The organism is Streptomyces sp. NPDC026206, assembly GCF_040638465.1.
In the GTDB taxonomy this organism is placed as follows: domain Bacteria; phylum Actinomycetota; class Actinomycetes; order Streptomycetales; family Streptomycetaceae; genus Streptomyces.
In genome coordinates this window covers 598,832-612,674 of record NZ_JBEZYL010000002.1, presented here as the reverse complement: position 1 = coordinate 612,674, position 13,843 = coordinate 598,832, and the positions used below count along the sequence as shown (strand labels likewise).

Genomic DNA, 13,843 nt, shown 5'->3' with positions numbered 1-13,843 from the left:
GGCCCGCTACTGGTCGATCTGGAAGGGCTCGCCGTAGACCTTCCACTTCAGCGGCGGCTGGAAGTCGAAGTTGCCGTTGTTGAGGAACACGCGCTGGGCGGTGTCGACGCGGCTGGTGTCCTCGTGGGCCTTCTCGCTCTGCATGGCCTTCTTGCGGGCGTCGAGGAAGGCGTTGAGGTACGTCTTCTCGTCGCCGCCCTGCGCGGGGGACTTCGCCTTCGACAGGGCGGTCTTACGGATGCCGCTGAAGCTGTACTTGTCGGTGCCGGGGCCGTGCATGACGATCGCGTCGTAGTAGATGAACTGGCCGAGCGCGCGCAGGCCGTCCTGCTTCGCCTGTTTGACGGAGGGGTTGAAGTAGACGCGGTCGCGCTCGGATTCCTGGGCGTCCTGGAAGGCCTTGTCCTGGGCGGCCTTGCGCCAGGCGTCCTCGAAGGGCTTGCCCAGGCCGGCGTGCGAGTCGCTGCCGTTGACCTTGCGCAGGGCGGGAAGGTACTTGGCGAGCGGGTTGCCGGGCTTGTGCTTGGTGTAGAGCTCGACGAGGTCGAGCATGTCGCCGGTGCCCGAGCAGAAGCCGATGATGCCGGCGGTGTAGCCACGGCCGTCGTCTATGTCCTCGATGTACTTGAACTGGCCGCGCCAGTCGAGCGAGGAGTTCTCCGCGCTGGAGACCACCTGCATGGCGATGTCCTTCTTGTGCGGGTCGTCCAGGCCGGTCGCGAACGCGGCGGCGGCCGGGACGTCCCCACCGGCGGGCTTCGCCGGCGCGGCCTGGCCCACTCCTCCGAGGGCGAGGGAGAAGGGCAGGGCCACCGCCATTCCCGTGAGGAGGACCCGCGTGGTCGTCCTCTTCCTCATGGGCGTCTTCGTCTGCGTCGAGGTGCGCGCGGGCATGCGGAACTCCGTTCCCGGTCGTCCATCAATGCGTTAGGAAGCTTTCCTAACCGTCGTCACGCATTGAAGCGGGACGTCCGCTTGCATGACAAGAGCGACGCGCACGAATGTGCGTAAAAAAGCCATTCATTCGAACGTTGTTGACCGACCCCGACCGGTCCCCCGCCAACCCCGCGCTGCTAGGCCTGCAGGACGGATTCGGCATCGGTGGCAGCGGTGGCAGCGGCCGCGTGGGCGGCCGGAGCGGCCCCGGTACCGGCACTCTCCGTGCCCGCGGCCGCGGTGACAGCCCCGGACGGGACCGCTCCGGCCGCCGGTCGGGCCGCGACCGCCCGCCACCACGGGTCGCACGGCAGCCCGGCGCCCGGCTCGAAGGGCTGCCCGGGCCGTGGCACGGCGATCCGCGCCCCCTCCCGCCGGGCCGCGGTGACCGTGCCCTCGGCGGGCTCCTCCCAGGGGTGCGGGGCGAGGTTGAACGTGCCCCAGTGGATGGGCAGCATGACCCCGGCCGTGGGCTCGCCGCCCTGGAGGTCCAGATGGGCGCGCATGCCCTCCTCGGGCGTCATGTGGATGTCGCGCCAGAACTCGCTGTACGCGCCGATCTGCACCATCGTGGCGTCGAACGGCCCGTACTGCGCACCGATGTCGCGGAACCCGGGGAAGTAACCGGTGTCGCCGCTGTGGAAGATCCGGTGCTCCGGACCGGCGACCACCCAGGAGGCCCACAGCGTGTGCTGGGTGTTGCGCAGCGCCCGGCCGCAGAAGTGCCGGGCCGGGGTGGCGGTCAGAGTGAGCCCGGCCACGTCGGCCGACTCGTGCCAGTCGAGCTCGGTGATGCGGTCCGCCGGCACGCCCCAGTGCTCCAGGTGGGCGCCGACACCGAGCGGGACGACGAAGGCCGTCGCGGTTCGGGTCAGCGCCCGTACCGTCGCCATGTCCAGGTGGTCGTAGTGGTCGTGGGAGATGATCACCGCGTCCAGCCGGCCGGTCTCGGCCAGGGGCACCGGCACGGGGTGCAGTCGCCGGGGGCCGGCGAAGGCGAACGGCGAGCAGCGCTGGGACCACACCGGGTCGAACAGGACCCGTGCGCCGTCGATCTCGGCCAGCACGCTGGAGTGGCCCATCCAGGTCAGCCGCAGCCCCGACGCGGCGGGCGTGGCCAGCTCCGCGACGGTGGTGGGGTGGACCGGGACGGCATGGGCGGGGGCCCTGCGCAGGCGCTCCTCCTTGCGGAAGTAGGTCGGCAGGAACCTCAGCATGGAGGCGGACGGCACGTGCCGGGCGCCCTCGGGGTTGACGAAAACACCGCCGGAGAAGTTCGGCGACCGCCTGATGCGCGCCATCCGCTCCCCCGCCGGATCCGCGCCGAACGCGGCCGGGCGCAGCGAGTCGAGAGGTGAACGGTTCGGGCGGAAGCCGGTCACGGCGTCTCCAGGGCAGTGCGGGGCACCCCCGTGCCGACCGGGCCACGGGAGAAGCAGGTCACCCCCATTATCCGGTCAGGTCAGTCACAGCCCACTCACCCGCAACGTGATGTTCAACCGTCCCTCCAGCCCCAGTCCGGGCGGGGCGGTGCCCGGCAGGGTCCGTGGAACCCCGTGATAGGCCGACCGCGACGGGCCCCCGAAGACGAAGAGGTCACCGCTGCGCAGCTCGACGTCCGTCCAGGGGCGGTTGCGGCTGCTCGTATTGCCGAACCGGAAGACGCAGGTGTCACCGAGACTCAGCGAGACGACCGGGGCGCCGGACTTCTCGTCGCTGTCGCGGTGCATGCCCATCTTCGCGGTGGCGTCGTAGTAGTTGACGAGCGCGATGTCGTACGGCTCCCCGCCGGCTCCCGCTTGCGCCCCATAGGCCGACGCGACCGCCTCCCGGGCCAGCTCCCCCAGCCAGGGCGGGAACGGCTTGACCGCCGCACCGTCGCCGTCGACGACGGTGCGGGCGTAGCCGTAGGGGAACCAGTGCCAGCCCAGGCAGACCGTCCGCACCGACATCTCGCCGCCGTTCGGCATCCGTGTGGTCCGCAGGCCGGCGGGTGGCTTCGCCCACTCCCGGCAGGCCTCCAGCAGGCGGCGCTGGGCGGCGGTGTCCAGCCGGCCGGGGATGTGCACCGCGCCCGGGGCGATCTCCACCGGGGGCCGGGGGAAGAGCTCCCCGTCCATGTCACCGTCCATGCGGCCACCCTAGGACGGCCCACTGACATCACCTCCGACCTACGCCCTCGGAGCGCTTGTGACCTGCGGCTCCAGAGATTTTTCGGGAGCGGTGTCACATTCTCGCCGGGGCGGTCCGTCGTACGGTCGAAAGTAACCGCTCCGCTCCTGATGGAGGCACCGGCCATGGCCCGCATCCCGCTCGACCAGCCCCGCACCCTGCTGACCCGCCTCGCCGCCTGGTACAGCAGGCGCTCCTACGGCAAGGTCCTCGACCCGCTGATGGCGCTGGCGCACAACCGCCGGGTGCTGATCACCGACTCCCGCTTCGAGATGTCGCTGGCCCGCTGGAACAAGCTCGACCCCGGTCTGAAGGACCTCGCCGTCATGGCGTCGGCCGCGGCCATCGGCTGCTCCTGGTGCATGGACTTCGGGTACTGGGAGAGCCGGCGGCGCGGTGCGTCGCACGAGAAGCTGCACGACGTGCCGCGCTGGCGGGACAGCGACGTCTACACACCGCTGGAGCGGGACGTCCTTGAGTACTCCGAGGCGATGACCGCCACTCCGCCGGTCGTCGAGGACGACCTGGTGGAGCGGCTGCGCCGGCAGCTCGGCGAGGCCGCCCTCGTCGAGCTGACGGCGATGGTGGCGGTGGAGAACCTCCGCTCGCGCATCAACTCGGCGCTGGGGCTGGCCAGCCAGGGGTTCAAGGACAGCTGTGACATCCCGGCGCGCCCGGGGAGTTGAGGGCCCGCCGGCCGCTCAGCCCTTGCGTCCCGCACCGCCGTAGAAGATGGTGTTGCTCAGCTCCTCGGCACCGGGCACCGGGCCGTCCGGGCGCCACAGCGGCACCCGGACCAGCCCGGGCTCGAGGAGCTCGAACGGGCCGAAGAGCGGCTCGATGGCCGCGCGGCCGCGCAGGTTCAGGGCCGCGGTGGCGTTCTTGTAGACGTCCAGCACCCCGTCCCGGGCCTTGTGGTCCGTGCGGCCCGCGGCGTACTCCTCGTAGGGCTCCTCGGTGGCGTGGGAGAGGATGAGCAGGCTGCCGGCGGGCAGGGCGTCGCCGAGGGTGGCGATGATGCCCGCCGGGTCCTCCTCGTCCTTGACGAAGTGCATGACGGCGACCAGCAGCAGGGCCACCGGCTCGGTGAAGTCGAGGAGTTCACGGACGACCGGGTTCCGGAGGATCGATTCGGGGTCCCTGACGTCCGCGAGGGCGAATCCCGTGCCGCCCGCGTCCGTCAGCTTCGCCCCGGCGTGCGTCGCCACGATCGGGTCGTTGTCGACGTAGGCGACGCGTACGCCGGGGGCGGCCTCCCGGGCCACCTCGTGGGTGTTGGGGGAGGTGGGTATGCCGGTGCCGATGTCGAGGATCTGACGGATGCCGCCGTGCACCGCCTCCCGTACGGCCCGCCGCAGGAAGGCGCGGTTGGCGCGGGCGGAGAGGCGGACCTGGGGGTGGACCTCGATGACGCGCTCGGCGGCCGCGCGGTCGACCTCGTAGTTGTCCCAGCCGTCGAGGTAGTAGTCGTACATGCGGGCCGGGTGCGGCCTGCTGGTGTCGATCTCCTCGGCCGAAAAGCCCTGCCCGCCCGTGCCCATGCCGGGCATGCCCTGCTCGATCACGCCGTGTTCCCTTCGGTACGCATGCAGATGTCGCTGGTCGTCGCGGCTAGTCCGCGCTCACGCTCGGCCCGGCCAGCAGGAAGTCGGCCTCGCCGGCCTTCGCGCCCCGGATGAAGGTCTCCATCTCGTGGCGCGAGTAGATCAGGGCGGGTCCCTCGGGGTCGGTGGACTGGCGCAGGGCCACCCGGCCGTCCACCAGCCGCATGACCTCGACGCAGCTGCCGCCGTTGCCGCCGCTCCACGGCTTGCTCCAGCCCTCGGTGCCGAGGTCCCTCGCGGGCATGCCGTTGTATATGTGATCCAGATCCATGGTTCAGATCTCCTTACGAATGCCACCCAGGATTGCCTTGGTGGTGTGTGCCGGCGCGGCCTGCGCGCACATCCGGTCCAGGGCCTCCAGGAAGGACGAGACGTCGTCGCGCTGGTCGAAGTACGAGGCTCCGACGAGGTTTTCGGCGTACGCGATGTCCGGCAGCTCCTGGATGGGGAACCGGAAGATGTGGAAGGGGCCGTACATCGCCGGGTGCGGCCCGGCGGCGAACGGCATGAACTGCAGCCGCACGTTGGGCATGTCGGTGGCCTCGATGAGCCGGTCCACCTGGGCTCGCATCACGTCCGTCCCGCCGATGGGCCGGCGCAGCACGGTCTCGTCCATGACCACCCACAGCAGGGGCGCCCGGTCCCGGGTGAGCAGGCTCTGGCGCTGCCGGCGGACGGTGACGGCGCGCTCGACGTCGGCCTCGCGGGCGTGCGGCATCCCGGCGCGCAGGACGGCGCGGGTGTAGTCCTCGGTCTGCAACAGGCCGGGGACGTAGTGCGGTTCGTAGGCCCGGATGAGGTTGGCCTCTCCCTCCAGGCTCACGAACGCGCTGAACCACTCGGGGAGTACGTCGCGGAAGCGGTGCCACCAGCCGGGGCGGTTGGCCTCGCGGGTGAGGGCGAGAAAGCCTTCGACCTCAGCCGGATCGAGGACGCCGTAGACGCGGAGGAGCTTCTCCACATACGGGATCTTCAGCCCGACCTCGGCCTTCTCCATTCTGCGGACGGTGGCGTGCGTGACGTCCAGTGCGCGGCCCGCCTCCTCGTAGGAGATCCCGGCCTTCTCGCGGAGGTCCTGGAGCCGCTTGCCGAGCACGACTCTCAGGACCGTGGGAGCACCCGCAGGCCGCGTGTCCGCCATGTCCACCCCCTCCAACTGCCGTCATATGCCAGCAGTGTGCCACGCAGTCTGTCGACCGGACAGACTGTCCTTGCGATTCTGTAATTTGCAGATTGAACCTTGCCACAGATGAGCTCTATCGCACATAGTTGCGGAGTGCTCCCCTCCCATGACGCACCCTCGCTCGGGTTCTGCGGCAGCTACCTCGCCGGCCGCCTGCAGGACGCCTTTCACTTCCCGGCCCTCAACGCCTCGGTGGCGGAGGCGCGAAAACGAGTTCTCGCGCGGCTGCGGGAGTGGGGGATAGACGAAGTGGCCTGCAACGACGCCCAGTTGGTGGTGTCGGAGCTGTTCACCAACGCCGTGCGGCACACGGACAGCGAGAAGGTCAGCTGTCAGCTGCGGATCAGCGCGGCGGCCCTGCGCATAGAGGTCGCCGACCAGGGGCACACCCCGACGGAGCCCAGAGCGCGGTGCAGCGGGACGGACGAGGAGAGCGGGCGCGGACTGCTGCTGGTCGGCGCGCTGTCCCAGGCCTGGGGGGTCCGGCCCGACGACACCGGCCGGGGCCGTGTCGTCTGGGCCGATCTGCCGCACAGGCGGCTCCCCCACTGAAACGGGCCGGCGCGCTACAGCGGCAGCAGGTCCGGCCGCTTGGGCTCCACGTTGTCGCCGGAGGACTCGCCGCGCAACCGGCGCCCGATCCACGGCACCAGGTGCTCGCGGGCCCAGTTGATGTTGTCCCGGCGCACCTCGGCGGGCGATCGCTGCCCCTCTTCCGGCCACTCCTGGTCGGGGTCGGCCGGCACCTGAAGGCCCAGGACCTGTGCGGCGCGCAGCGCCACGCGGGTGTGCCCGTCCGGCGAGAGGTGCAGCCGGTCCTCGCTCCAGGCCCGTCGGTCCTGCACCGAGCGCAGCGACCACAGGTCGAGGACCGGGCAGTCGTGGCGGTCGGCGATGGAGCGCACATGGGCGGTGTAGGTCGCGATCTTGCCCCGCAGGTGCCGCAGTACCGGCATGCCGCGGGTGTCGAAGCCGGTGCACAGCAGCACCGAGCCGACGGAGTCCTTGAGGCGGATCACGGCCGCCTCATAGCGCTCGGCCACGTCGTCCGGGTCGCTTCCCGGCCGCAGGATGTCATTGCCACCGGCACAGAAGGTGACGAGATCCGGCCCGAGTTCGACGGCCCGGGGCACCTGCTCCTCGACGATCTGGTCCAGGAGCCGTCCGCGGACGGCGAGGTTGGCGTACCTGAAGGAGTGCTCCGCCTGCTGGTCGGAGAGGAGTACGGCCAGTCGGTCGGCCCAGCCGATGAAGGTGCCGTCGGGACCTGGATCGCCGACGCCCTCGGTGAAGCTGTCCCCGACGGCTGCGTACGACCCGATCGCGCTCTTGCTGAATGAATTCGAATCGTCTGCCACGTCAGCACATCTTTCACCTTACGGAGTGACCTACGCCACCGTAACCAGGGGTTGACGTGCCGTGATGTATCCCACCCCGGCAAAGTTGCGTCTGCCGGAATACGATCGCGCCGGCAGCCGAGACCCGAGGAGCGCACGTGACACAGACGCCGCACGTCCCGTCGACCGAGCCCGAGCTGGCGGGAGTACGCAACTTCCGTGACCTGGGCGGCCTGCCGGCCGCCGGCGGGCGCCGCGTACGGCCCGGCGTCCTCTTCCGCAGCGGTCACCTCGCCCACGCGACACAGACGGACGCGGACTTCCTCGGCTCACTCGGCCTGCACACCGTCTTCGACTTCCGCAACGCCGCGGACATCGCGCTGGAGGGCCCGGACGTCACGCTCACCGGGGTGCGGAACGTGAACATCCCGCTGTCGGACCCGGCCGAGGGCAGCGAGTTCTGGCGGATGGTCCGCGACGGCGGCCTGGACACCCTGCGGTCCGTCCTGGGGCAGGGCCGGGCGGCGGGCCGCATGGCCGATTCGTACCGCACGATGATCATCACTCGTACCGCCGAGCACAGCCGGGTGCTGCACACCCTCGCCGACGACAGCGTGCCGGCGCTGATGCACTGCGCCGCCGGCAAGGACCGGGCGGGGCTGTCGATCGCGGTGACGCTGCTCGCCCTCGGGGTACCCCCCGAGGCCATCGAGGCCGATTACCTGGAGTCCAACGCGCCGCACCGCCGCTACCGGGTGCGGCGCGGCGACGGTACGGACGCCGACGGGTCGCCCGAGGTCAGTGAGCTGCTCTCACCGCTGTTCGAGGCGCGCGCGGCGTACCTGGCCGCGGCGTTCGCCGCCATCGCGGAGACCTGGGGCACGAGCGAGGGCTACCTCGCCGAGGGGCTGGGGCTGGCCACCGCGACGCGCGAGCGGCTGCGGGAGCGGCTGCTCACCGGCTGAACGGGCGGTGAGCGGTAAGGGCGGTGGGGCCGCGGACGCGGCCCCCCGGCGGCTGTGTCAGCGCCCGCCCACCGCCTGCTTGACCAGCGTCCGGCCGAAGTCCCACATCAGGGTGCCGCCACCGTGGGCGTCGTCCATGACCGCCGTGAAGGCCGTCACGAACCGGTCCACCTCCCGCTCACCGATGATCAACGGCGGGATCAGCTTGATGACCTCCAGGTGGTCCCCCGAGACCTGGGTGAGAATGCGGTGCTTCTGCAGCAGCGGCACCACGACCATCTGCGCGAACAGGCCCTTGCGTGCCGCCTGCAGCATCGCCCAGCGGCTGCGCAGACCCAGCGACTTGGGCTTGCCGAACTCGATCCCGATCATCAGCCCGCGGCCGCGCACCTCGTGCAGCAGCTCGTACGTGCCGACCAGCGCCGCCAGCCGGGACCGCAGCAGCTCGCCGGTGTCCCGGGCGTTGGCCACGATCCGCTCGTCCTCCATGACGGCGAGCACCGCGAGGCCGGCGGCCATGGCCTGGGCGTTGGAGCCGAAGCTGGCCGAGTGGACCAGCACCCGGTCCATGGAGGAGTAGATCTTCTTGAAGATCCAGTCCTTGCCGAGCGTCGCGCCCACGGGGACGTAGCCGCCGGAGAGCGCCTTGGCCACGCACACCAGGTCGGGTTCGACCCCGCGCTCGTGCTGGTAGGCGAAGAACTCGCCCGTCCGCCCGATGCCGGTCTGCACCTCGTCCGCGATGAGCAGCGCCCTGTGGCGGTGCAGCAGTTCCTGTGCCGCGAGCAGGTAGCCGGGCGGCGGCATCTGAACGCCCTTGCCCTGGACCGGCTCGATGACCAGGGCGGCCACGTCGCCGCGGCCGAGCTCCCGCTCCAGCGCCTCCAGGTCACCCATCGGGACCTCGGTGTCCGGCAGCAGCGGCGCGAAGCCGTCCCGGAAGCCGTCCTCGCCGTTGACGGACAGCGAACCGGCGGTGAGCCCGTGGAAGGCGTGGGAGCAGTACAGCACGCGCGGCCTGCCCGTGGCGTACCGGGCGAACTTCAGCGCCGTCTCGACCGCCTCGGTGCCGCTGTTGCCGAAGAACACCCGGTCCAGGTGCGGGGCGTAGGACAGCAGCTTCTCGGCGAGCAGGCCGGGCAGCGGCGGGCAGTCGAAGCGGGTCAGGTCGGCGAGGGAGGCGTCGAGGACGTCGTGCAGCGCCTTGCGGACGACCGGGTGGTGACGGCCGACGCCCATCACCCCGAAGCCCGCGAGCATGTCGAGGTAGTCCTGCCCGTCGGAGTCCCAGAAATAGGCGCCCTCGGCGCGCTCGTAGATCTTGTCGAAGCCGATGGTGCGCAGCATGCGCGGCAGTTGGTGGTTGAGGTGCCGGGCGTGCAGGTCGTAGCGTTCGCCGCCGCGCCCGGCCAGCAGCCGGGCCAGGTCGAATCCCTTGGTGCCGTCGGCCGTCATGCGCTGTCGCTCTCCTTACCGACCAGGGCGGCCTCCTTGCGGGTCTGTCCGGCCTCCTTGCGGACCAGCGCCGCGCTGATGCGTCCGGCGATCTCGGCGGGGGTGAGCCCCAGGTCCGCCAGCACCTCGGCCCGTTTGGCGTGCGGGAGGAACTGCTCGGGGATACCGAAGGTCCGCACGGGCAGGTCGACGCCGGCGTCGCGCAGCGCCTGCGCCACGGCCGCGCCGACGCCGCCGGTGCGGCTGTTGTCCTCGACGACCGCGACCAGGCGGTGCTGTGCGGCGAGGGCGGGCAGCGCCCCGTCGACGGGCTTGACCCAGCGGGGGTCCACGACGGTGCAGGTGGTGCCGCGTGCTTCGAGCAGCTCGGCGGCGTCCAGCACCACCGGTGCCATGGCACCGACGGCGACGAGCAGCACGTCCGCGGCGGCGGCCTCGTCCTCGGGCCGGGCGAGTACGTCCATGCCGCCGACGCGGCCGAGAGCGGGGATGCTGCGGCCCACGTTCTCCTTCGGGAAGCGCACGACGGTCGGGGCGTCGTCGACGTCGACGGCCTCGCGCAGCTGGGCGCGGAGCTGGTCGGCGTCGCGCGGGGCGGCGATGCGCAGGCCGGGGACGACCTGGAGGACCGACATGTCCCACATGCCGTTGTGCGAGGCGCCGTCCGTTCCGGTGACGCCCGCACGGTCCAGGACGAAGGTGACGCCGCACTTGTGCAGGGCCACGTCCATCAGGACCTGGTCGAAGGCGCGGTTGAGGAAGGTGGCGTAGACCGCGAAGACCGGGTGCAGGCCGCCCGTCGCCAGTCCGGCCGCCGAGACGGCGCCGTGCTGCTCGGCGATGCCGACGTCCCAGATCCGGTCGGGGTAGGCCGCGGCGAACTTCGTCAGGCCCACGGGGTGCAGCATCGCCGCCGTGATGGCGACCACGTCCGGCCGCTCGGCGCCGATCCTGAACATCTCGTCGCCGAACACCGAGGTCCACGACTGCCCGCCGGCCGGGGTCAGCGGCTCGCAGGTGAGGGGGTTCATCACGCCGACTGTGTGGAAGCGGTCCGCCTCGTCCTCCAGGGCGGGCCGGTAGCCGCGGCCCTTCTCGGTCCGGCAGTGCACGAGGACGGGCCCGTGGAAGCGCTTGGCCCTGCGCAGCGCCGACTCCACGGCGGCGATGTCGTGCCCGTCTATCGGGCCGAGGTACTTGAGCCCCAGGTCCTCGAACATGCCCTGCGGGGCGAAGGCGTCCTTGAAGCCCTTCTTCGCGCCGTGCAGCGACTCGTACAGGGGCCCGCCGACCAGCGGCACGCGCTGGACCGCGTCCTTGCCCCAGGACAGGGCGCGCTCGTAGCCGTCGGTGGTGCGCAGGGTGGTGAGGTGGTTGGCGAGGCCGCCGATGGTGGGCGCGTAGCTGCGCTCGTTGTCGTTGACGACGACGATCAGCCGGCGGTCCTTGGCGACGGCGATGTTGTTGAGCGCCTCCCAGGCCATGCCGCCGGTCAGGGCGCCGTCGCCGATGACGGCGACGACGTGGCGGTTCCAGCGCCCGAGCACCTGGTTGGCCTTGGCGAGGCCGTCCGCCCAGCCGAGCACGGTGGAGGCGTGGCTGTTCTCGATGACGTCGTGTTCGGACTCCTCGCGCGAGGGGTAGCCGGACAGGCCGCCCTTGCCGCGCAGCTTGGAGAAGTCCTGGCGTCCGGTGAGCAGTTTGTGGACGTACGACTGATGGCCGGTGTCCCACAGGATGCGGTCCGCGGGCGAGTCGAAGGCGCGGTGCAGGGCGATGGTCAGCTCCACCACGCCGAGGTTCGGGCCGAGGTGGCCGCCGGTCCTGGCCACGGCGTGGACCAGGAAATGGCGGATCTCCTCGGCGAGGTCGGTCAGCTCCTCGCCGTCCAGTGCCTTCAGGTCCCGCGGACTGCGGATGTTCTCCAGCAACGACACGCCGGCCCCCTCCTCCTCTGTCAGCCTGATCGCAGGCTTCAATGTCGGACTCCGCCGGTCAGAGCACGGTGACGGCGGGCGTCCCGGAGAGGGCGCCCTCCGCCTCCATCTGCTCGGCGAGCTTTATCGCTTCGTCGATGAGGGTCTCCACGATCTTCGACTCGGGAACGGTCCTGATGACCTCGCCCTTGACGAAGATCTGGCCCTTGCCGTTGCCGGACGCCACGCCCAGGTCGGCCTCGCGGGCCTCGCCGGGGCCGTTGACGACACAGCCCATCACCGCCACGCGCAGCGGCACCTCCATGCCCTCCAGGCCCGCCGTGACCTCCTCGGCCAGCTTGTAGACGTCGACCTGGGCGCGGCCGCAGGAGGGGCAGGAGACGATCTCCAGGCGGCGCCGGCGCAGGCCCAGCGACTCCAGGATCTGGATGCCGACCTTGATCTCCTCGACCGGCGGGGCCGACAGCGAGACGCGGATGGTGTCGCCGATGCCCTCGGCCAGCAGCGCGCCGAAGGCGACGGCGGACTTGATGGTGCCCTGGAAGGCCGGTCCCGCCTCCGTGACGCCGAGGTGCAGCGGGTAGTCGCACTGGGCCGCGAGCCGGCGGTAGGCGTTCACCATGACGACCGGGTCGTTGTGCTTGACCGAGATCTTGATGTCGCGGAAGCCGTGCTCCTCGAACAGGGAGCACTCCCACAGCGCCGACTCCACGAGCGCCTCGGGGGTGGCCTTGCCGTACTTCTCCAGCAGTCGGCGGTCCAGGGAGCCGGCGTTGACACCGATGCGGATCGGCGTGCCGGCCTCGGAGGCCGCCTTGGCGATCTCCTTGACCTTGTCGTCGAACTGCCGGATGTTGCCCGGATTGACCCGGACGGCCGCGCAGCCGGCGTCGATGGCGGCGAAGACGTACTTCGGCTGGAAGTGGATGTCCGCGATCACCGGGATCTGCGACTTCCTGGCGATGACCGGCAGCGCGTCGGCATCGTCCTGCGAGGGGCACGCCACCCGGACGATCTGGCAGCCGGCCGCCGTCAGTTCGGCGATCTGCTGCAGCGTCGCGCCGACGTCGGCCGTGACCGTCGTCGTCATCGACTGCACCGACACCGGCGCGTCCCCGCCGACCGGCACCGACCCCACCTGGATGCGCCGTGAGGGACGGCGCACCGCCAGCGGCCGGGCCGGTACACCGGGGAGCCCGAGGGAGACCTGCCCCGTCGTGGCCACGGCCGTCAGCCCCGGTTGCCGGAGACGGTCTCGCGGGCCGCGCGCAGCGACTCCTTCAGCGAACCCATGGTGGCCAGGACGGCCGTGGGTTCGTAGCCGCAGTGGGCCATGCAGTTGGCGCACCGCGGGTCCTTGCCGCGCCCGTACTTCTCCCAGTCGGTCTCCTCGATCAGCTCCCGGTACGTGGGGACGTAGCCGTCGCTCATCAGGTAGCAGGGGCGCTGCCAGCCGAAGAGGGAGTAGTTGGGGATGGCCCAGGCCGTGCAGGGGAAGTCCGCCTTGCCTTCGAGGAAGTCGAGGAAGAGCGGGCTGTGGTTGAGCCGCCACCGGCGCCGGTTGCCGCCGGCGAACGCCTTCCTGAACAGCTCCCGGGTCTGCTCGACGCCCAGGAAGTGCTCCTGGTCGGGGGCCTTCTCGTAGGCGTAGGCGGGCGAGATCATCATCTCGTCCACCCGCAGGTCGTCATTGAGGTAATTCAGCACCTCGATGATGGTCTGCGGGGTGTCGGTGTTGAAGAACGTCGAGTTGGTGGTGACCCGGAAGCCGCGCCGTTTGGCCTCCTTGATGGCCTCCACCGCTTCGTCGAATACACCTTCCTTCGCAACGGACTCGTCGTGCCGCTCGCGCAGCCCGTCGATGTGCACCGCGAATGCGAAATACGGTGAAGGTGTGAACTTCTCCATCTTCTTTCGCATGAGCATGGCATTAGTGCAGAGGAAGACGTACTTCTTCCGGGCCACCAATTGGCGTACGATCTCATCGATCTGCGGGTGCATCAAGGGCTCGCCGCCGGCGATCGAGACCATCGGAGCGCCGGATTCCAGCACCGCTCCGACCGCCTGGGCCACAGGCATGCGCTGCTTGAGCACCCCTGCCGGATGCTGGATCTTCCCGCAGCCCTCGCACTTGAGATTGCAGGCGAAGAGCGGTTCGAGTTCGACGATCAGCGGGAACTTCTCCCGCTTCCGGAGCTTCTGTTCAAAAAGGTACGTCCCGACCCTGATGGTCTGACGGAGCGGCATGGCCATC

The 13,843-nt window shown here is 70.6% G+C and carries 14 protein-coding genes; 3 read left to right on the top strand and 11 right to left on the bottom strand.

Annotated features, from left to right (window positions below; translation table 11 throughout):
* Positions 1–6: 6 nt before the first annotated feature.
* The 3 genes from AB0F13_RS06185 to AB0F13_RS06175 form a co-directional block, all read right to left on the bottom strand.
* Complete coding sequence (locus tag AB0F13_RS06185) at positions 7–858, bottom strand: chitosanase (protein ID WP_362075916.1); 852 nt, start codon at positions 856–858, stop codon at positions 7–9.
* A gap of 215 nt (positions 859–1,073) precedes the next feature.
* Positions 1,074–2,318, bottom strand: a complete 1,245-nt coding sequence (locus AB0F13_RS06180; RefSeq protein WP_362075913.1) for an MBL fold metallo-hydrolase — start codon at positions 2,316–2,318, stop codon at positions 1,074–1,076.
* An 84-nt stretch (positions 2,319–2,402) separates the two neighbouring features.
* Entirely contained in the window at positions 2,403–3,056 is a 654-nt protein-coding gene (locus tag AB0F13_RS06175; RefSeq protein ID WP_362076083.1) for an alpha-ketoglutarate-dependent dioxygenase AlkB, read from the bottom strand.
* A gap of 177 nt (positions 3,057–3,233) precedes the next feature.
* On the opposite strand from AB0F13_RS06175, the gene AB0F13_RS06170 reads away from it, so the two are divergent.
* The gene (locus AB0F13_RS06170) at positions 3,234–3,794 is read left to right on the top strand and encodes a carboxymuconolactone decarboxylase family protein (protein ID WP_362075910.1); all 561 of its coding nucleotides are present in this window, start codon (positions 3,234–3,236) and stop codon (positions 3,792–3,794) included.
* 15 nt (positions 3,795–3,809) lie between these two features.
* Here the strand turns inward: AB0F13_RS06170 and AB0F13_RS06165 are convergent, their stop codons facing one another.
* The 3 genes from AB0F13_RS06165 to AB0F13_RS06155 form a co-directional block, all read right to left on the bottom strand.
* On the bottom strand, positions 3,810–4,658 hold the full coding sequence (locus tag AB0F13_RS06165; RefSeq protein WP_362076080.1) for an SAM-dependent methyltransferase: 849 nt from the start codon (positions 4,656–4,658) through the stop codon (positions 3,810–3,812).
* A 61-nt stretch (positions 4,659–4,719) separates the two neighbouring features.
* Entirely contained in the window at positions 4,720–4,983 is a 264-nt protein-coding gene (locus tag AB0F13_RS06160; RefSeq protein ID WP_362075907.1) for a DUF397 domain-containing protein, read from the bottom strand.
* Positions 4,984–4,986: 3 nt separating this feature from the next.
* The gene (locus AB0F13_RS06155) at positions 4,987–5,853 is read right to left on the bottom strand and encodes a helix-turn-helix transcriptional regulator (protein WP_362075904.1); all 867 of its coding nucleotides are present in this window, start codon (positions 5,851–5,853) and stop codon (positions 4,987–4,989) included.
* A gap of 135 nt (positions 5,854–5,988) precedes the next feature.
* On the opposite strand from AB0F13_RS06155, the gene AB0F13_RS06150 reads away from it, so the two are divergent.
* Positions 5,989–6,447: an ATP-binding protein gene (locus AB0F13_RS06150; protein WP_362075901.1), complete on the top strand. Its 459-nt coding sequence runs from the start codon at positions 5,989–5,991 to the stop codon at positions 6,445–6,447.
* Positions 6,448–6,461: 14 nt separating this feature from the next.
* Here AB0F13_RS06150 and AB0F13_RS06145 read toward each other — a convergent pair whose 3' ends face one another.
* Positions 6,462–7,253: an SGNH/GDSL hydrolase family protein gene (locus AB0F13_RS06145; protein ID WP_362075898.1), complete on the bottom strand. Its 792-nt coding sequence runs from the start codon at positions 7,251–7,253 to the stop codon at positions 6,462–6,464.
* 137 nt (positions 7,254–7,390) lie between these two features.
* Here AB0F13_RS06145 and AB0F13_RS06140 point away from each other — a divergent pair, with 137 nt between their 5' ends.
* Complete coding sequence (locus AB0F13_RS06140; protein ID WP_362075895.1) at positions 7,391–8,197, top strand: tyrosine-protein phosphatase; 807 nt, start codon at positions 7,391–7,393, stop codon at positions 8,195–8,197.
* 57 nt (positions 8,198–8,254) lie between these two features.
* Here AB0F13_RS06140 and AB0F13_RS06135 read toward each other — a convergent pair whose 3' ends face one another.
* Genes AB0F13_RS06135 through hpnH form a run of 4 tightly spaced genes read right to left on the bottom strand, consistent with a single transcriptional unit; the run spans position 8,255 to position 13,842 of the window.
* A complete protein-coding gene (locus AB0F13_RS06135) occupies positions 8,255–9,652 on the bottom strand; it encodes an aspartate aminotransferase family protein (protein WP_362075893.1) in 1,398 nt (465 codons plus the stop codon).
* On the bottom strand, positions 9,649–11,589 hold the full coding sequence (dxs, locus tag AB0F13_RS06130) for a 1-deoxy-D-xylulose-5-phosphate synthase (protein WP_362075891.1): 1,941 nt from the start codon (positions 11,587–11,589) through the stop codon (positions 9,649–9,651). Before dxs ends, AB0F13_RS06135 begins: the two co-directional genes overlap by 4 nt.
* Positions 11,590–11,647: 58 nt before the next feature.
* A complete protein-coding gene (gene ispG / locus AB0F13_RS06125) occupies positions 11,648–12,814 on the bottom strand; it encodes a flavodoxin-dependent (E)-4-hydroxy-3-methylbut-2-enyl-diphosphate synthase (RefSeq protein WP_362075889.1) in 1,167 nt (388 codons plus the stop codon).
* Between the two features lie 5 nt (positions 12,815–12,819).
* Complete coding sequence (hpnH, locus tag AB0F13_RS06120) at positions 12,820–13,842, bottom strand: adenosyl-hopene transferase HpnH (protein WP_362075886.1); 1,023 nt, start codon at positions 13,840–13,842, stop codon at positions 12,820–12,822.
* Position 13,843 lies beyond the last annotated feature (1 nt).

Excerpts from the sequence above, each read along its gene's own strand:
- AB0F13_RS06185 (WP_362075916.1), bottom strand. The coding sequence starts at position 858 with ATGAGGAAGAGGACGACCACGCGGGTCCTCCTCACGGGAATGGCGGTG.
- AB0F13_RS06175 (WP_362076083.1), bottom strand. The coding sequence starts at position 3,056 with ATGGACGGGGAGCTCTTCCCCCGGCCCCCGGTGGAGATCGCCCCGGGC.
- AB0F13_RS06170 (WP_362075910.1), top strand. The coding sequence starts at position 3,234 with ATGGCCCGCATCCCGCTCGACCAGCCCCGCACCCTGCTGACCCGCCTC.
- AB0F13_RS06165 (WP_362076080.1), bottom strand. The coding sequence starts at position 4,658 with ATGCCCGGCATGGGCACGGGCGGGCAGGGCTTTTCGGCCGAGGAGATC.
- AB0F13_RS06160 (WP_362075907.1), bottom strand. The coding sequence starts at position 4,983 with ATGGATCTGGATCACATATACAACGGCATGCCCGCGAGGGACCTCGGC.
- AB0F13_RS06155 (WP_362075904.1), bottom strand. The coding sequence starts at position 5,853 with ATGGCGGACACGCGGCCTGCGGGTGCTCCCACGGTCCTGAGAGTCGTG.
- AB0F13_RS06135 (WP_362075893.1), bottom strand. The coding sequence starts at position 9,652 with ATGACGGCCGACGGCACCAAGGGATTCGACCTGGCCCGGCTGCTGGCC.
- hpnH (WP_362075886.1), bottom strand. The coding sequence starts at position 13,842 with ATGGCCATGCCGCTCCGTCAGACCATCAGGGTCGGGACGTACCTTTTT.